Source organism: Streptomyces sp. NPDC126497, assembly GCF_040302425.1.
GTDB lineage: Bacteria > Actinomycetota > Actinomycetes > Streptomycetales > Streptomycetaceae > Streptomyces.
In genome coordinates this window covers 26,365-43,691 of sequence record NZ_JBEORT010000025.1, presented here as the reverse complement: position 1 = coordinate 43,691, position 17,327 = coordinate 26,365, and the positions used below count along the sequence as shown (strand labels likewise).

General features: G+C 73.3%; 16 protein-coding genes. 9 read left to right on the top strand and 7 right to left on the bottom strand.

The features are described from left to right. Positions 1–2: 2 nt before the first annotated feature. From cysD to ABTY20_RS14215, 4 genes are read right to left on the bottom strand one after another with little or no spacing between them, the layout of a single operon-like run. Positions 3–890: a sulfate adenylyltransferase subunit CysD gene (gene cysD, locus ABTY20_RS14230; RefSeq protein ID WP_351997279.1), complete on the bottom strand. Its 888-nt coding sequence runs from the start codon at positions 888–890 to the stop codon at positions 3–5. Next, positions 887–1,450 carry an adenylyl-sulfate kinase gene (gene cysC / locus ABTY20_RS14225; protein WP_351997278.1) on the bottom strand — a complete coding sequence of 188 codons (564 nt, stop codon included), beginning with the start codon at positions 1,448–1,450 and terminating at the stop codon, positions 887–889. Before cysC ends, cysD begins: the two co-directional genes overlap by 4 nt. Further along, positions 1,447–3,111 carry an FAD-dependent oxidoreductase gene (locus ABTY20_RS14220; RefSeq protein WP_351997277.1) on the bottom strand — a complete coding sequence of 555 codons (1,665 nt, stop codon included), beginning with the start codon at positions 3,109–3,111 and terminating at the stop codon, positions 1,447–1,449. The genes cysC and ABTY20_RS14220 overlap by 4 nt, the downstream gene beginning before the upstream one ends. 17 nt (positions 3,112–3,128) lie before the next feature. Then, positions 3,129–4,769, bottom strand: coding sequence for a carbamoyltransferase family protein (locus ABTY20_RS14215; protein ID WP_351997276.1), 1,641 nt, complete (start codon positions 4,767–4,769; stop codon positions 3,129–3,131). 604 nt (positions 4,770–5,373) lie between these two features. On the opposite strand from ABTY20_RS14215, the gene ABTY20_RS14210 reads away from it, so the two are divergent. The 9 genes from ABTY20_RS14210 to ABTY20_RS14170 all read left to right on the top strand — a co-directional run bounded on the left by ABTY20_RS14210 (position 5,374) and on the right by ABTY20_RS14170 (position 14,323). Beyond that, positions 5,374–6,714, top strand: coding sequence for an alkaline phosphatase family protein (locus ABTY20_RS14210; protein WP_351997275.1), 1,341 nt, complete (start codon positions 5,374–5,376; stop codon positions 6,712–6,714). Between the two features lie 71 nt (positions 6,715–6,785). Continuing rightward, complete coding sequence (locus ABTY20_RS14205; protein ID WP_351997274.1) at positions 6,786–7,139, top strand: hypothetical protein; 354 nt, start codon at positions 6,786–6,788, stop codon at positions 7,137–7,139. After that, on the top strand, positions 7,136–8,578 hold the full coding sequence (locus tag ABTY20_RS14200) for a hypothetical protein (RefSeq protein WP_351997273.1): 1,443 nt from the start codon (positions 7,136–7,138) through the stop codon (positions 8,576–8,578). Before ABTY20_RS14205 ends, ABTY20_RS14200 begins: the two co-directional genes overlap by 4 nt. After that, a complete protein-coding gene (locus ABTY20_RS14195) occupies positions 8,575–9,783 on the top strand; it encodes a cytochrome P450 (RefSeq protein WP_351997272.1) in 1,209 nt (402 codons plus the stop codon). Before ABTY20_RS14200 ends, ABTY20_RS14195 begins: the two co-directional genes overlap by 4 nt. Continuing rightward, positions 9,780–10,538, top strand: coding sequence for a 4'-phosphopantetheinyl transferase family protein (locus tag ABTY20_RS14190; protein ID WP_351997271.1), 759 nt, complete (start codon positions 9,780–9,782; stop codon positions 10,536–10,538). Before ABTY20_RS14195 ends, ABTY20_RS14190 begins: the two co-directional genes overlap by 4 nt. Before the next feature lie 42 nt (positions 10,539–10,580). Further along, complete coding sequence (locus tag ABTY20_RS14185; protein WP_351997270.1) at positions 10,581–12,137, top strand: aldehyde dehydrogenase family protein; 1,557 nt, start codon at positions 10,581–10,583, stop codon at positions 12,135–12,137. Next, positions 12,134–12,973 (top strand): LLM class flavin-dependent oxidoreductase, encoded by an 840-nt coding sequence (locus ABTY20_RS14180; RefSeq protein WP_351997269.1) that lies wholly within the window; start codon positions 12,134–12,136, stop codon positions 12,971–12,973. The genes ABTY20_RS14185 and ABTY20_RS14180 overlap by 4 nt, the downstream gene beginning before the upstream one ends. A 52-nt stretch (positions 12,974–13,025) precedes the next feature. After that, positions 13,026–13,790, top strand: coding sequence for a phytanoyl-CoA dioxygenase family protein (locus tag ABTY20_RS14175; protein ID WP_351997268.1), 765 nt, complete (start codon positions 13,026–13,028; stop codon positions 13,788–13,790). Next, complete coding sequence (locus tag ABTY20_RS14170) at positions 13,787–14,323, top strand: hypothetical protein (protein ID WP_351997267.1); 537 nt, start codon at positions 13,787–13,789, stop codon at positions 14,321–14,323. Before ABTY20_RS14175 ends, ABTY20_RS14170 begins: the two co-directional genes overlap by 4 nt. Before the next feature lie 68 nt (positions 14,324–14,391). On the opposite strand, the gene ABTY20_RS14165 is transcribed toward ABTY20_RS14170, so the two are convergent. From ABTY20_RS14165 to ABTY20_RS14155, 3 genes are read right to left on the bottom strand one after another with little or no spacing between them, the layout of a single operon-like run. After that, the gene (locus ABTY20_RS14165) at positions 14,392–14,637 is read right to left on the bottom strand and encodes a phosphopantetheine-binding protein (RefSeq protein WP_351997266.1); all 246 of its coding nucleotides are present in this window, start codon (positions 14,635–14,637) and stop codon (positions 14,392–14,394) included. Continuing rightward, positions 14,634–15,488 carry a DUF4346 domain-containing protein gene (locus ABTY20_RS14160; RefSeq protein WP_351997265.1) on the bottom strand — a complete coding sequence of 285 codons (855 nt, stop codon included), beginning with the start codon at positions 15,486–15,488 and terminating at the stop codon, positions 14,634–14,636. Before ABTY20_RS14160 ends, ABTY20_RS14165 begins: the two co-directional genes overlap by 4 nt. Next, positions 15,475–17,316 carry a B12-binding domain-containing radical SAM protein gene (locus tag ABTY20_RS14155; protein WP_351997264.1) on the bottom strand — a complete coding sequence of 614 codons (1,842 nt, stop codon included), beginning with the start codon at positions 17,314–17,316 and terminating at the stop codon, positions 15,475–15,477. The genes ABTY20_RS14160 and ABTY20_RS14155 overlap by 14 nt, the downstream gene beginning before the upstream one ends. Between the last annotated feature and the right edge of the window lie 11 nt (positions 17,317–17,327).

Genomic DNA, 17,327 nt, shown 5'->3' with positions numbered 1-17,327 from the left:
GGCTAGAAGTACCCCTCCCGCTTGCGGTCCTCCATGGCGGCCTCGGAGACCCTGTCGTCGGCGCGGGAGGCACCGCGTTCGGTCAGCGGGGAGGCCATGATCTCCCGGACGACCTCCGCCACCGTGGTCGCTGCGGAGTCGACGGCCCCGGTGCAGGACATGTCGCCGACCGTGCGGTAGCGAACCTGCCGTTTCTCCACGCGCTCACCGCGCCCGGGCCCGCCCCAGCCGCCGGCGGTGAGCCACATGCCGTCGCGCCGGAACACCTCGCGGCGGTGGGCGAAGTAGATCTCCGGCAGCTCGATGCGCTCCCGGCCGATGTACTGCCAGACGTCCAGCTCCGTCCAGTTGGACAGCGGGAACACCCGGACGTGCTCGCCCCGGGTGTGCCGGCTGTTGTACAGCTCCCACAGCTCGGGACGCTGCCGCCGCGGATCCCAGCCGCCCAGCTCGTCGCGCAGACTGAACACCCGTTCCTTCGCACGGGACTTCTCCTCGTCGCGCCGGGCGCCGCCGAACACCGCGTCGAAGCGGTGGGCCTCGATGGCGCGCAGCAGGCACGGGCTCTGCAGGGCGTTGCGGCTGCCGTCGGGGCGTTCCGCCAGCTCCCCGCTGTCGATGCTCTCCTGCACCGAGGCCACGTGCAGCCGCAGCCCGTACCGGGCCACCGTCCGGTCGCGGTAGGCGATCACCTCGGGGAAGTTGTGACCGGTGTCCACGTGCAGCAGAGGGAACGGCAGCGGCGCGGGGGCGAAGGCCTTCAGCGCGAGATGCAGCACGACGGCGGAGTCCTTGCCGCCGGAGAACAGCAGCACCGGCCGCTCGCACTCGCCGACCGCCTCCCGGATGATGTGGACGGCCTCCGACTCCAGTAGGGCCGTGTGGTTCACGCGAGCCCCCGCTCCCTCAGCAGGCCGAGCAGCAGAGCGGCCGACTCCTCCGGGCGCTGCCGATGGGCCGGGACGGCGAGGTCGGGTGAGCGGGGTGCCTCGTACGGGTCGTCCACGCCGGTCAGCCCGACCAGGTCGCCCGCCGCCCGGCGCGCGTACAGCCCCTTCACGTCCCGCTCGGCGCACACCTGGACCGGGGTGGCGACATGGATCTCCAGATAAGGGGTGCCGGACTGCTCGTGGCGCTTGCGCACGGCCTCCCGGGCGTCGGCGTAGGGGGCGATCACCGGCACCAGTGCGAGGATGCCGTTGCGGGCCAGGATCTCCGCGATCAGGCCGACGCGCTGGACGTTGGCGAACCGGTCCTCCCGGCTGAACCCCAGATCGGCGGTGAGCAGGGCCCGGTTCTCGTCGCCGTCGAGGACCTCCACCCTGCGGCCCTGAGGCGTCAGCCGGCGGGCCAGCTCACCGGCGATGGTCGACTTGCCGGCACTCGGCAGCCCGGTGAGCCACACGGTCCCACCGGGCCAGCAGGTGCAGTAGGGGCTTGGATGCTTCATCGGCCACTCCGCAACGTCAGGGGATGGGTGCCGGTGCGGGCCGCGACCGGGCGGAGGATCCTCCGTACGGCCGTGGCCAGCAGATGGTGCCGCCGGGCCCCGGTCGGGGGCGCGGCGGCGGTGCAGCGCCAGGCCACGAAGCCGTCCGGCCGCACCAGCAGGGCGCCGCCAGGGCCGGTGCCGCAGACCTGGGCGAGGGGCGCCGGGGGTCGCAGGGCCCGGGCGGTGACCGGGACCGTCAGCTCCCGGGCGACCTCGGCCGCCGTCTGCCGCCAGCCGTCGTCGCCGCAGAGCAGGAGCAGCCGGGGGCCGCCGGCGGCCGGCGCGCACAGATCGAGGACGGAGCCCTGCCCGGGGCCGCCGTCCGGCCCCGGGGTGAGCGGCAGGTGCGGCAGCCGGGTGCCGGGCGCGCCGGAGAGCTCGAAGGTGGCGGGAAAGGGGTCGCCGGGCCCGGTCGCACCGCCGATCACCGCGGCCGAACGGTAGCGGTAGCCCATGATGATGGTGCGCGGATCGCGCACCTCGGCGCCGAGCCGCTCGCCCGGGACGCCGTCGAGCAGCAGGGCCTGTTCGGCGGTCGCGATGCCGACCGGGCGGCGTTCGGCGTCGTAGCTGTCGAGCAGCGCGGGACCGGCCCAGCCGTGCAGCACCGCGGCGAGTTTCCAGGCCAGGTTGTGCGCGTCCTGGATGCCCGCGTTGGAGCCGTAGCCGCCGGCGGGCGGATGCAGATGGGCCGCGTCGCCGACGAGGAAGACGGGCCCCTCGGAGAAGCGCTCCGCGATCCGGTGCCGGGCCCGCCAGTGGAAGGTCGCAGTCAGCTCCACCGGGATGTCGTCGGTCCCGAGCGCGGCCCGCACCAGCTCCAGGCAGCGCCCGGGGTCGGGCTTCCGGCCCAGGCCGCCGACAGCCTCGCTCTCCACGGCCGCCGCCCACCGGTGGTCCGCGTCGAGTTGCATGACCGCGCCGGTGAACCCCGGGTTATCGATCATGCTCATGAAGAACCGGCGGCCCTTCAGCAGCGGGGTGAGGTCGGCCCGGAACAGGATGCTGGTGCGGCGCGCGATCGTGCCCAGGCCGCCGCGCGCGATGCCGGCGGCCTCGGGTATCCATCCGTGCGCGCCGTCCGCGGCGACCAGATACCGCGCGGTCACGGTCTCCGTACGGCCGTCCGCGCGGCGGATCCGCGCCACCACGCCGTCGTCGTGCACCGACAGCCCGCTCAGCTCCTGCCCGAACCGGACGTCCGCGCCCGCCCGCACGGCGGCCTCGCGCAGCAGCGGTTCCGTGCGGTGCTGTCCGCACCAGAACGGGGGACACGGCCCCGGCACGGCGAGTTCCTCCTCCCCGGTCTCCAGCACCTCGGCGGCGTCGAGACCGGACAGCGAGGGGACGCCGATCACCGTGCGGGGCAGCACCCGGTGCGGCTCGGTGAGCACGCGCGGATCGTCGCCGGCGACCACCTCGAACCCGGCCGCCGTCATCGCCTCCTGGAGTCCGGCCTCGCGCAGCAACTCCATGGTCCGCCGCGTGACATGGGTGGCTCGGGGCAGGGTGGAGGTGTGGGGCCGGCGTTCCACGAGCCGCACCGCGACCCCGGCGCGGGCCAGGAAGAGCGCGGTCGCCAGTCCCGTGGGCCCGCCCCCGACGACCAGTACGGTCATGGCCGCAGCCCCTCCGTTCAGGCCTTGCTCACCAACTGGTCGCCAACGACGAGATGGTCGAGGTTCATGGCCGCGAAGGCCTCGACGGCCTCCTGAGGGGTCTCCACGATGGGCTGGCCCGCCACGTTGAAGGAGGTGTTGAGCAGCACCGGGCAGCCGGTCAGCCGCTCGAACTCGCCCAGCAGCCGGTACACCGCGGGGTTCTGGTGCTCCTCCAGCGTCTGGTGCCGGGCCGTGCCGTCCACATGCGCCGCCGCCGGGATGGCGTCGGGACGGGTGACCTTCGTGACGATCAGCATGTACGGCGAGGGCTGCCCGAGGTCGAAGAACTCCCCGCTGCGCTCGGCGCGGATGACCGGCGCGTACGGCCGGAACCACTCGCGGAACTTGACGTTCTCGTTGAGGTGGTCGCGCACGGACGCCGGGAACGGGGCGGCGAAGATGCTGCGGTGCCCGAGCGCCCGCGGACCGAACTCGCTGCGCCCGTCCCACCAGCCCACGATCCGGCCCTCGGCCAGCAGCGCGGCGACCTCACCGGGGAGGTCCTCCGGGGTGCGGGCGGGCAGCCCCGAGGCGGCGACGGCCTCGCGGACCCGGGAGCGCGGGTACTCGGGACCCAGGTAGGCGTTCCTCAGGGCGGGCAGCTCCGCCATCGGCACGCCCTCCAACTCGTGCAGCCCGTAGTAGGCGCAGCCGAGGCTGATGCCGTTGTCTCCGGCGGCGGGCACGACGAAGATCCGCTCGAACGGTGTCTCCTTCAGGATCCGCCCGTTGGCGACGCTGTTGAGGCCGACGCCGCCCGCGATGCACAGATCGGTCAGCCCGGTCCGCTCGTGCAGCGCGCGGGCGCAGTGCACCAGGGCCCGCTCCAGCACCTCCTGGGCGGCGCGCGCGATGGCCGCCCGGGTGTCGAAGTCGGCGTCCTGCGCCAGCCGCCCCAGCAGATGCGAGACCTTGCTCGCGGAGATGCTGACGCCGCCTGCGGGCAGCAGGGTGACCAGCTCCGCCAGGTCGTCCACGAACCGCTCGTCGCCGTACGGCGCGAGGCCCATGGTCTTGCCGTCCTCGCTGACCGGGAAGCGGGTCTTCGGTCCGGTGTAGGCGAGCCCGATGGCGAGGCTCGCCGTGCGGTACAGATGCCCGAGCGAGTTGTCGGTCTCGCCGGGCTGGTAGTAGGCGCTCTCCGAACCTGCGTCCACCACGTGCGCCCCGCTGACCCGGTCGAGCAGCCGTATGCCCTGCTCGTCGGCGACGAAGGAGCTGATGGTCTCCGCCTCCCGGGCGGTGGTCCCCGACTTGTCGCCGACGGTGAGGCTGCCGGAGTTGTCGCACACCAGCACCGCGGCCCGGGACATGCCGGAGGCGCCGAACGCGCTGTAGGCGTGGGCCAGGTGATGGTTGATCACCGTGACCCGTCGCCGGAAGGAGTGGTAGAAGGGCCGGGGTACCAGCTCGCAGGCGACCACGTGCTCCACCTCGGCCGCGGTGGTGCCCAGTTGTCCCAGGCACGCCTGCCGGCTGACGCCCGCCAGCAGGTCCGTGCCCAGGCCGTACTTGCTGCGCATGAGCCGTTCCTCGTCCACCGCGACGAGCCGGCTGCCGTCTGTGGCGCAGGAGGCCCAGTCGTGCCCGGATCCACCCAAGCCCAACACGGTCATATCGTGTCCTTTCCGGTGTGAGGGACATCGATCGGGACATGCGACGGCTGACGCCCGAGCCGGGGAGTCGCCATGGGCGGCCGGACGGTCCGGCCCCGCGTCGAAAAGGTGACGCACGTGCCACCGGTCCGCGACGCATGCACCGGCCCGGCTGAGAACGCCACAGGCGTGAGCGACGTACCGGACAGCCTGCGGACGGCGAGAGGGACGCTCCGCGAGAACGGCGGTCAACGGGAAATCGGGAAAGCGAACGGACAGCCGCACTGTAGTCAACCGGCGTCGAGCACTGTCAAGGAGGCGTCCCCTCCGCCACCCGTAGTTGACTGAAACACCCCTCACCAGCAGCCGGTCGCGGGCCGCCCCGGGGCCGCCGCCGCCCGGTCGCGGCCCTCCCTCAGCGGCAGGGGGTGCTCCTTTCGGCCATCATCATTCGGCGGGGCATACGCCACCCGGATCCGCATGTACCGTGCAGTGTTGTCGGCATGGCACCTGGACGTGCGGCACGACCCGTCCCTTGGCCCCGCCGGGTGCCCGAAGCGCAGCTCATGACCGTTCCCACTCCGCAAGCGGCGACCCCCTGTACGTCTGGACGAGGGAGTGCTGGGTGACGAAGCAGCATCGAACGATAGTGATCATCACGGAGGGCGCGGCCCCCGCCCTGCTGGACCGCTGGTGCGAGGCGGGTGCTCTTCCCGGCTTCGCCCGGCTGCGCCGCGAGGGCGCGCACGGCCCCCTCTCCGCCGAAGGCACCCCCTACGAACCTCCCGGCCTGCTCAGCGTGCTCACCGGCAGGCGGGCCGCCGACCACGGCTTCTTCTCGTACTGGACCTGCCACGACCCCGAGTACTCCCCGCAGGTCCTCGGCTCCAAGGACCGCCGCCACCCACTGCTCTGGCACCACCAGGCGTTCGCCGGGCTCAGGTTCGCCAGTATCGGCGTCTTCGGCACCCATCCCGTCGAGCCGATGGACGGCGCGCTGATCAGCTATCCGATGTACGCCACCCTGCACGCCTGCCACCCGCGCGAGCTGCAGCGCCGGCTGGCGAAGCAGGGCATCCGGCCCGTGCACGACGTCTCCATCTTCTGGACCGGCCAGCCACGCGAGCACCTGCTGCCCCAGCTGCTGGAGGCCGACCGACAGCGCGGCAGGGCCGCCCTCGCGCTGTTGCCCGAGTCCGACGTCGTCATCGTCAACCTGACCAGCATCGACCGCACGTCGCACATCTACTGGCAGGAGCTGGAACTCGGTCCCGAACACGAGCGGGACAGCGCGGTGTTCGCCGCGTACCGGACGTGCGACCAGGTGATCCAGGACGCCCTCGCCGCCGCCGGCGACCACACCGACGTGCTGGCCTTCTCCGAGATCGGCTTCGGACCGCTGCGCGCCTACTGCTCGATCAACGACCACCTGGCCGAGGCCGGTCTCCTCGCCACCGGCGCGGAAGGCCGCATCGACTGGTCCGGCACCCGCGCCTTCGAGGCCGTCCAGGGCACCCACGGCATCAACATCAACGTCCGCGACCGGTACAAACACGGCACGGTCGGCCAGGGCGAGTACGAGCAGGTCCGCGACGAGGTGCGCGGCCTGCTGCTGGACACGGTCAACCCCCGCACCGGGCGGCCGTACTTCGCCGCCGTGCACACCCGCGAGGAGGTGTACCGCGGAACGGCGACCGCGGGGGCGCCCGACCTGATCCTGGAACCCGCCGACTGGCGCTACCTCCCGCTCGGCGACCCGCAGTGGGCCGGCCATGTCCACCGGACCTGGCAGAGCGGCTGGCACCGCAGGGAGTCCTACTGGGCCGGGCTCGGCCCCGGCTTCGTCCCCGCGCACACCGACGACACCCCCGCCGCCCCGGTCGACATCCCGGCCACCCTGGCCACCCTCCACGGCCGCCCGGTCCCGGCCGACTGGCCGGGCCGCCCGCTGGGCACCTCCGCCTGAACATCCGACGAGCCTACGGTCGGCCGTCCGTCCTCCCGTCCGTTTCGTCCCCTTCCCCTGGAGGTCCGCGCATGCGCGACATACGACCACCCGAACGGCGGCGCGAACGGCGCCGGACCGTGACCGAACCCCCGGCCGGAGTCGACCGGGAGGCGCTGGCCCGCCGGGCGGCCTATGAGGCGTGGGAGCCACGCTCGGCCGACACCCTGCCCTCGGCGGTACCGGCCGGCCGCACCCAGGAGGAACTGCTGCGCGCCGCGCTCACCGAGGGGGCGCTGGGCGGCCCCTGGGAGCGCGACTTCCCACGGTACGCCTGGTACCGCACCGACGACGTCGTCCAGGAGTTCCGGCTGGCCGGCGCGGATCCGGGCCGCTACACCGGCTACACCCTGCACCCGAGCGAATGGCCGGAGGGACTCGCATGAGCACGCTTCCCGAGTTCTCGCTCGTCTGGAAATGGCAGGACCCGCCCACGGACGTCCGTGACGAGAGGGCCGTGACCTGGGCCGATGTGGAGATGAGCATCGGCACCCACACCCCGCTGACCACCGTGGAGGACCCGGCGACGGGCACGGTGCGGCCGTACACGACCGGCTCGCTGTACCCCCTGGCCGAGTGGATCGCCTTCAACTGGTGGTCGCTGACGGCCGACGCCCGCCCCGGCACCCAGATCTCCCAGCTCCGCTTCGCCTACAAGAACGGCGTCGGCGACCAGCGCGGCTCCTGGTGGCAGCGGTCGCGGCGGCACGTCATGCGGGCCGCCTGCGACGGATTCCGCTGGCCTGACGTGCTGTTCGTGCCCGAGGGACGGCAGACCCGGATCGTGTGGATGCCGGACGGCGGTCCCGACCCCCGGCCCGGTCCCCGCTATCTCGCCCGCGGCAACCTCGTCGTCGGTTCCGAGGCACTCGCCGAGACCCTGCGCGGCTTCGTGGACGCCGTCGTCACCCGGCTGACCGAGCGGGGCGTCGACGACACCCCGCTCCAGCGGGAATGGACCGCGCTGCGCGGCACCGGTGAGGACGAGGCCGCCTTCTGCCGCGCCGCGGCCCGGCTCGGTCTGGACCCCTACACGGAGGCCGGACCCCACGCCGACGCCATCCGGCGGGTGGTGCGGGAGCTGCCCGAGCCGCACGCCTTCGACTTCCTCAACGGCGTGCGCCCCGAGCGCGTCACGGACCAGCTCGCCTGGCTCGAACGCGCCCGTGAGGTCGCGGGGACGGCGCCGGCCGGCCGCCCGGCCGATCCGGCCGTCGCCGAACTCCGTGAGGTGTGCGCAGACGTCCGCGAGACCTTCTTCGCCCCGGGCCGCCTCGACAACGCCTGGCACCTCGGCTACGAACTCGCCCGCCGGGTCCGCGCCTGGGCGGGGGTGCCGGACACCGAGCGGTTCGAGACGGATGCGTTGCTCACCTACGTCACCGAGCAGACGCCGTACGTCGACCGGGGCCTGGTCGCCTTCGGCCGCCGCGAGGGCGCCCGGGGACCGGTGCTGGTCTCCAGCCGGCGCTACACCGAGCGGCCCCGCCGCTTCCTTCAGGCCCGCGCCATCTGCCACTTCGTCTGCGACAACGACCCCGACTTCCTCATCGTCGCCGCGCACACCCACCGCCAGCACCTGGCTCGCGGATTCGCCCTCGAACTGCTCGCGCCCGCCCGGGGCGTGGCCGAGCTGCTGGGCCGGCCGGACGGGCTGGTCACGGCGGAGGACGTCGAGCAGATCGCGGAGGACTACGGCGCCGGCACCATCGTGGTGGAACACCAGCTGGACAACCAGGTGCTCGCCCAGGACTTCCCCTTCGAGCCGGTGGAGCCGTCGGTACGGCGCGCCACACCCGCCTATCCGCTGGGGGCGGCCCGGTGAGCGCCACCGTGGGCGAGGTGTTCCCCTATCCCGCGGGCCCCGGCGGCACCGTTCCACCGCAGTACGCACGGCTGCTCGCCGAGGAGCCGGTCTCCCGGGTCCGGCTCGCCGACGGCAGCGCCATCTGGCTCGTCACCCGGGACGCCGACGTGCGAGCCGTCCTGACCGGCCCGGTGTTCAGCCGGGCCCGGGCCGCGGCCCTGCCGGGCACCGGCCTCGGGCGGGGCCAGGGCACCGGGATCGTGGACCTCGACCCGCCCCGGCACACCGTCTTCCGCACCCCGGTCGCCGCGGCCTTCTCCGCCGAGCGCACGGCCCGGTGGCGGGGCCGCATCGAGGAGATCGCCGCGCATCTGGCCGCGTCCCTCGGGGACGTCCCGGAGCCCGTCGACCTGGTGGACTCCTACACCGCACCGTTCGCCGGCCGGGTCGTCTGCGAGCTGCTGGGGTTCGACGGCGACGGGTGGCGGGAGATCACCGGCGACGTCGAGACCCTGCTGATGTCCGGTGGCGCCGACGGACCGGAGCAGGAGGCCTGCCGGACCCGGCTGGCGAAGGCGTTCGACAGCCTCCTTCAGGAGCGCCGGGCGCGTGACGGCGACGACATCGCCGGAGTCCTGCTGGGGCTGGACGACCCGGACGCCGAGGGCGGGAAACTCACCGACGAGGAGCGGGTGCTCCTGCTCCACGGGCTGGTCATCTCCGGCTTCATCGGGGTGCGCGACCTGCTCGCCCGCCATCTGTACGGCGTGCTGGCCGACCCCGGCGTCCGGGACCGGCTGGTGCGGCGGCCGGAGCTGATCCCGGGCGCCGTGGCCGAGCTGCTGCGGTTCTACCCGTCCAGCAACGACGGCTTGCTGCGGATGGCCACCGAGGACGTCGAGCTCTCCGGGGTGCGCATCCCGGCCGGCGCCGCGGTACTGCCCCTGGTCTCGGCCGCCTGCCGGGACCCGCGCGTGGTCGACCGGCCCGGCGAACTCGACGTCGAGCGGCCGCAGACGCCCACCCTCGCCTTCGGCGCCGGACCCCACCGGTGCCCTGCCACCGACCTGGTCATGGTCCAACACAACGCCGGAATCGGCAGGTTGCTCGCCGCCCACCCCCGCATCGGGCTGGCGGTGGCGCCCGACGAGGTGGCGCACACCTCCCAGCTGCTGCCGCTCGGGGTCGCGGCCCTCCCCGTACGGCTCGACACGGCGCCGTGAGCCCGCAGGCCGTGCCCGTGCTGCTGTGGTGCGTCTCCACCCGGGCCCCGGACCGGGTGGTGCGCGCCGCGCGGCTGCTGCTGCCCGCGGCCGACCGGGAGCGCATGGCCCGGCTGAGGTCCCGGACGGACCAGCACGCGTTCGCCCTCAGCCGGGCCGTGCTGCGCCGGTGCCTGGGCACCCTGACGGGCGAGGCACCCGAGGACCTGCGGTTCACCCGGCAGGACAACGGCAAGCCCGAGGTGGCCGGCGCCGGGCGGGGCTCGGGCCTGGCCTTCAACCTCTCGCACACGGCGGGCCTGACCCTGCTGGCGGTGACCTGGGGCGGACCGGTCGGCACCGACGTCGAACGGGTACGGCAGGTCGCCGCCGCGCGGATCGCCGCCCGGTACTTCCCCGCCGACGAGGCCGCCGCCGTCGCGGCCCTGTCCGGGCACGAGGCCTGGGACCTGTTCTTCCGGCTGTGGGTGCGCAAGGAGGCCTGCGTCAAGGCCTGGGGCGGTCGGCTGCGGGAGGGCATGCGGGCCTCCGTCCAGCCGGCGCGTCCGGGCCCGGCGGCCGTGCGGGGGCCGGGCCGGCGGCGGTGGGGGGTGTGGGGGCTGTGCGGTGTTGCCCCCCCCCACCGTGGCGCGGGGGGCCAGGCGCGTGGCACGCGTCCCGGCCCACTGACGGTCCGCCAGGTGACCGTCGGCGAACTGCTGGAGAGCGGACCGACCGCCGGGCGGGGCCGGCGGTGCGACCTGGCGGCACCCTGACCGCACCGGACGAGTGGGACCAGCCCGACGAGGAGGAGGCAGATGGCAGAGCACTTCCCGAGGTACGTGGACGGCGGTCCGGCCCCGGCCCAGGACGGCACGACCTTCCGCACGTTCGAGCCGGCCACCCGCCGCCACCTCGCCGACGTGCCGCGCTGCGGCCCGCAGGACGTCGAGACGGCGGTGGCGGCGGCCCGCCGCGCCTTCGACCAGGGTCCCTGGCCCCGGATGACGCCCGGCGAACGCGCCGCGGTGCTTCGCCGGGTCGCCGAGCGGCTCTCCGCGGAGTCCGGCCGTCTCGCCGAGCTGGAGGTCCGCGACAACGGAACCACCCTGCGCAAGGCCCTCGGCGCCGACGTCCCCGGAGCGCGCGCCGCGTTCTCCTGGAGCGCCTGGTGGGCCGAGCGGCTGCCCGCACGGCTCGGCCGGCCCGGCACCGCCGGGGACCGGTCGCCGCACTACCTGCGCTGGCAGCCGCTCGGCGTGGTCGCCGCGATCGTGCCCTGGAACCTGCCGCTGCTGCTGGCGGCCTGGCGCATCGCCCCGGCCATCGCGGCGGGCAACACCTGCGTGGTCAAACCGGCGTCGTTCACCTCGCTCACCGCCCTGGAACTGGTCCGGCTGATGCACGAGTGCGGCCTGCCCCCCGGCGTCGTCAACATGGTCACCGGCCCCGGCGGCACCACCGGGGACAGCCTCGTCCGGGCCCCCGGCGTCGACCTGGTGGCGTTCACCGGCTCGGACGCCGTGGGAGAGAGCGTGCGCAGCGGGGCCGCCGCCACCGGCGTGAACACCCGGCTGGACCTCGGCGGAAAGTCCCCGAACGTGGTGCTCGCCGACGCCGACCTCGACCGGGCGGCCGCCGGCGTGGCCTGGAGCATCTTCCTGCACAACGGGCAGGTGTGCATGGCCGGTTCCCGGGCCGTGGTGCACACCGACGTGTACGACGAGTTCGTCGACCGGGTTCGGGAACGGGCCGGGGCCCTGCGCCTCGGCAACCCGCTCGACCCGGACACCGACCTGGGGCCGCTCGTCTCCCGTAACCAGGCCCGCACCGCCCGGCACTTCACCGAGCGCGGTCTCGCGGAGGGCGCGCGGCTGGTGTGCGGGGGCCGGATGCCCGAGCCCGGGGAACTGCCCGAAGGGCTCGACCCGGGCGCCTACTTCCTGCCGACCGTGCTCGCGGACGTGTCGCCCGGGGACGCCGTCGCCCAGGAGGAGATCTTCGGCCCGGTGCTGGCCGTCCTGCGGGCCCGCGACGACGCCGACGCCGTCCGTGTCGCCAACGCCTCCAGGTACGGGCTGAGCGCCGGCGTCTGGTCGGCGGACGCCGGGCACGCGCGCACGGTCGCCGAGGCCCTGCACGCCGAACGGGTGTGGGTGAACGACTACCGGCTGGTCGACCTCGATCTTCCCCCTGAGGGGAGCGGCCCGGCCGGGACCGCCTGGGACCGGGTGACCAACGAACTCGACGCGTACCGCCGCCGCCAGGTCGTCGTCGACAGCACCGACGGACCGCCCGGCCTCTCCCCGACCCCCTACCACCTGCTCGGTTCCGACCGGCCGCCTGCCGTGTCCCGTCCGTGGAGCACCCCATGAAGATCGGCATCGCGTTCCCCAACACGGTCCCCGGCGCCTCCGGGGCGTTGCAGACCCGGTGGGCGGTGCGGGCCGAGGAGTGCGGCTTCTCGTCCGCCGCCGCGACCCACCGGCTGTGCTATCCCGGCCACGAGCCGCTCGCCGTGCTGGCCGCGGCGGCCGCCGTCACCTCGCGCATCGCGCTGTCCACCAACATTCTCGTGGCCCCGCTGACCACCGCCGCGGTGCTCGCCAAGGAGGCCGCCACCGTCGCCTCCCTCGCCGGGGACCGGGTCACGCTCGGCCTCGGGCCCGGGGTGCGCGCCGACGACTTCCAGGCGGCCGGGCGGGACTTCGCGAGCCGGGCCGCGGTCTTCGACGCCCAGCTCGCCGAACTGGCCCGGCTCCGGGCGAAGGGCGACACCGGTGACCTGCCGGGCCCGGTACCGCCGCTGCTGGTCGGCGGCGTGAGCCGGGCCGCCGTACGGCGGACGGTGCGCTGGGCCGATGGCTGGACCGCGCCCGGTCTGGAGCCGGAGCGGGTGGCGCCCTGGGCCGAGAAGGTCCGCGCCGCCTGGGACCGTGCGGGCCGCACCGGGCGGCCCCGGCTCGTCGCGCTGTCCCGGTTCTGGCTCGGCGGGGACGTGGCCGAGGAGGCCGCCGCGTTCGTCCGGCAGTATTTCGGGGTGCTCGGGGACGAGGCCGAGTCCTTTGTCGCGAAAACCCCGTGCACACCGGAAGGCATTCGCGAACAGGTGGACCGGCTGGCCGCCGCGGGATTCGACGAGGTGATCTTCCATCCGACCGCGGCACGGCTCACGCAGGTGGACCGGCTCGCCGAGGTCCTGCTGTCCTGAAATCCGCTTCCGTCTCTTTCGCGAACCCCGGCCTCCTGCTAAATTCGGTCGTATGTCTGCCACCCTGACGACCAATAAGCTGAAGGCTGTGGAGGATCTTCAGGAATACGGCTACTGCCTCCTTGAGTGCCCGATTTCCGAGCGGGAGTTCAAACAACTCAGGAAACGCCTCCTCGACGTCGCGAAAAAGGAACGGGAAGACGGCAGCGCCTTTCTCTACGACGGCGGAAACCAGCGGGTGTTCAGTCTGCTCAACAAGGGGGAGGAATTCGAGCGCAGCGTTCGCGAACCCCTCGTTCTGGATCTTATGGAGGAGGTGCTGGGCTTCAACTTCCTGCTGTCCAGCACCCATGCGAACATCGCGGGCCCCGGCGGCGCCGCCATGCACGTCCACGCGGACCAGACGTTCGCGCGGCCGCCCTGGCCGCCGTACGCGCTCGTCGCCAACAGCATGTGGATGCTGGACGACTTCACCGAGGACAACGGCGCCACGCGGCTGGTCCCGGGCAGTCATCGGCTCGGCCGGCAGCCGGACTACGACCGCGGCGAGGGGGACGTGAAGACGATCCCCGTCTGCGCCCCGGCCGGCAGCGTCATGATCTTCGACGGACGGCTGTGGCACCAGACCGGCGCGAACGTCACCGACCGGCCCCGGCACGGCATCCTGAACTACTACTGCCGCGGCTATGTCCGGCAGCAGCAGAACTTCTTCGCCGGGCTGAGGCCGGAGGTCGTCGAGCGCAGCGACGCCCGGATGCGGCGGCTGCTGGGCTTCGAGAACTACTTCGCCCTCGGACTCGCGGACGGTCTCGAATGAGCACGGCGGCCATGGACGTCGGCCGGTTCCTCCAGGCACCGGGCCCGGATCCGGTGCTGCGGCTGGTGGTACTGGACCCGGCGGGCGTCCTCGGGCCGGCGCTGCGGGAGGCACTGCGGCCGGAGACCGCGGTGCTGTGGGCCGCCCCCCAGGAGCCGTTGCCGCCCACGTCCGGGACGGCCGAGGGTCTGCCCTGGGCGCTGCTCGCCGTAGCGGACGGGGGCCCCGGGTGTGCCACCCTCCCAGCCGCCGTGGTGCGGGCGGTGCGGGCGGCGGGAACACCACCGGCCCGGCTGCTGTTCTGCCCGGGGCCGGCCCATGGTCCCCAGGACGCGACGGCGCTCCCCGGCGACCCGCTGCCGTGTCCGGTCACCCTGCTGCTGACCGACCCGGGTGCCGTGGGCGCCTGGCACCGGCTGTCCGCGGACGGCTTCACCGCCCGCCTCCTCGGCCCGGACGCCTGGACCCCGGGCCGGGGCCTGCCGGTCACGGCCCGGCTCATCAAGGAGGAACTGCGTATCTGGCCGGCGTGAGCGCTCCGCCGGGCGCCGCGAGGCACCCGGCGGAAGCCGCGCCGCTCACGGGCCGGGTGTTTCGGCTGTCATCCCGTCAGGACCCCGTAGAGCTCCTGGGGGCTGCACTTGCGCAGGTCCAGGTCGGGCGGGAGGTCCAGGCCGAGTTCCTCCTCCAGGAGGATGGCCAGTTCGATCATGCGGACGGACTCCACGGAGACCTGGGTGCCCAGCGGGACGTCCGGGGCGAGGTCGGTACCCTCCAGCCCGAGTCCCGTCACGACAGCGGTCAGGAACTCCGTCATGCTCGGCAGGTCGGGCGATGCGTCGGTCACGGCTGGGGCTCCTCGCGCTCGTACACCGGCAGCATGGCGTTCCCGGGGCGGCCCGGTGCGCGCAGCGGCAGGTCCTGGACGTAGGGAAGACCGAGGCGCAGTGCGGTCTCGGCCTTGGTCAGTTCGCTGCCGAGGTAGCCGGCATGGGCCGGGTCGGTGATCACCCCGGCGCGCAGCAGCCCCAGCAGCATGGACTCCGCCCGGACACCGGTCATCTCGTGTCGGGGCGTCAGGTCGTTGTCGTAGTGCCGCAGGACGATCCGCCGGGCCCGCCGGTCCAGGCTGATCACCACGAACCCGTCCAGCACCTGGCTGAGCCCCACGCGCCTGCCGCCGGTCCGCAGCCGGCGGAAGCCCGGCACCGGGCCGCACGGGCCGTCTCCCGGAGCCGTCCGGCCGTCCGGAACCGGCCGCGGAGCGGCGCGCAGGCGGGCCCGCAGCTTCTGCACGATCTCGCCGACCACCAGCGGATCGCACTCCCCGCGGGCGTCCACGACCTCCACCCGGGCGCGCAGCCGCTCCACCTCGTGCAGGGGGACGGAACGCAGCAGTGGCAGATAGCCCGCCGCCCCGATGATGCTGCGGCGCTCGAGGTCGACCCCGTCCCGGAAGAGGGCCAGCAGGCTCTGTCCGGCGAGGAAGCGCGGCGAGTCACGGCCGCAGACGACCAGCCCCCGGACCGCGGGCCGGCGCGCGAGGGTGCGCAGCAGCTCCTCGATCCCGAGGTTGGCCGTCATCAGCGTGCCGGCCAGTGACACGCCCGGCAGCGCGGAGAGGGGCTCCACCAGCTCCCGGCTGCTCAGGCTGCAGACCGCGACCTCGCCCTGCTGGGCCCCTTCACCACGTGGCACCGGTGCCCTCGCCGGTGTACGTGCGCGGCAGGCCGCCCGGACGCACCGGTGGCAGCGTGGAGCTGATCTCGGTCACCCGCGCCCCGAGCCGGGTGAGCCGCTTGCCCACGCGCAGCTGTCCCGAGCGCAGTTGGTCGAGCCGGTCACGGAAGTACTGTTCGACCTCCACGACCTGGCGCTCCTGCTTGTCGGCGTCCAGCGAGTCGTTCAGCACCGCTTCGAGGTTCGCCATGAAGAAGGCGTAGTTGAACTGCCCCATCTCCTGGCGGATGGCGTGCACCTGCTCCTTGAACTCCTCCATCACCTCCTCGACGCCGGGCAGCGTGCGGAAGCGACGCTGCAGCCGGGAGATGAAGGTCTGCAGGACCACGTTGTAGGTCTCGAACTCGAACACCGCGGACTGCTCGGTGATGACTCCGCGCCGGTGGTAGTCCTCGTTGTTGTAGAGCCGCGCGAAATGCCTGGCCAGCAGCCCGACCTTCTCGTCCGCGAAGGAGTAGCCGTACGGGTCGAGGCTGTCGTGGTAGCTGTGGTCGAGCAGGTCGTCGGACTGGAGGCGGCTCACGATCGCCGTACCCGGGTAGATCTCCAGCCGTTCCGTCATCCGGCGCAGGTTGTGCCCGGCGTTGTCCCGCAGGAACCGGGCGTTGGCCGTCAGGGTGTCGACGGTCGCGTACGGATGGAACGGGATGAAGCCCATCGCCAGGTAGATGCCGTGCTCGCGCAGCATCCGGATGATGGTGACGTTGTCCTCGACCGTGGCGCGCTTCTCCCACAGCAGGAGTTCCTCGGCGGTGCCCGCCTCGATGCCGACGTTCACCTTCTCCAGGCCGGAGGCGGTGAGCAGGTCGAGCAGCGCGTGGTCCTCGGGGGTGTCGTGCCAGTTCTCGGCCCGCATGCAGACGTTGTAGTAGATGTCCAGCCCGCGGTCGAGGATGCCCTGGGCAATGGCGGCGACCCGCTTCTTGCCGACCCGGCCGCCGTCGGGGTCCTCGAAGGTGGAGTCCACGAAGTCGAAGGTACGGAAGTTGTGCCGCTCGACGATCTGCGCGACCTCTTCGACGATCTGCTCGGGTCCGCGTCCGCGCCACGCCTTGCCGGCCTGCACCCGGTTCTTCAGATGGGGCGCCGAGCAGAAGGCGCAGTTGGCGACGCAACCGCGGCTGGTGCTGACCCGTACGTACTCCAGTTTGTCGCCGTGCTGGCTGAGCTGGTCCCGGGCCGGGAACGGCAGCACCTCCAGGTCGTGGATGAGGGGCCGGGCCGGGTTCTGGTGGATGCCGCCCTCCTCGTCCCGGTAGCAGATGCCGGGGCAGTCGGTCAGCGGCTCCTTGAGGTAGAGCCGCTGGGCGAGGTCGAGGATCGTGGGCTCGCCCTCGCCGACGGCGACGATGTCCGCGTACGGGTTGTTGCGCAGCACGTCCTGGCCCGCGAACGTACCGGCCGGGCCGCCGCAGGCGATCGGGGTGTCCGGCAGCGCCTCGCGCAGCTGCCGGCACAGGCTGACGCAGCTGGTCACGTTGAGGCTCATCAGAGTGAAGCACACCAGGTCCGGCCGGTACTCCCGCAGATGGGCGACGGCCGCCGCATGGTGCTCGTCGCCGTGCTCCACCTCCCGGATCTCGGCGGTGAAGCCGACGTGCCGCAGCACGCTGGCCATGTAGGCGACGCCGAGGTGCTCCGGCGACATCACGAGATCGCCGTCCAGCAGGATGAGGAAGCTGACCTTGAACGAGGCGGGATCGGTGACACGGGGGTCCAGCGAGAGCTCGAACTCCCCCGGTTTCCGTCGGGGACTACGCGTTTCGAGGGTGACGTCCTGAATCATCGACTCTCCCA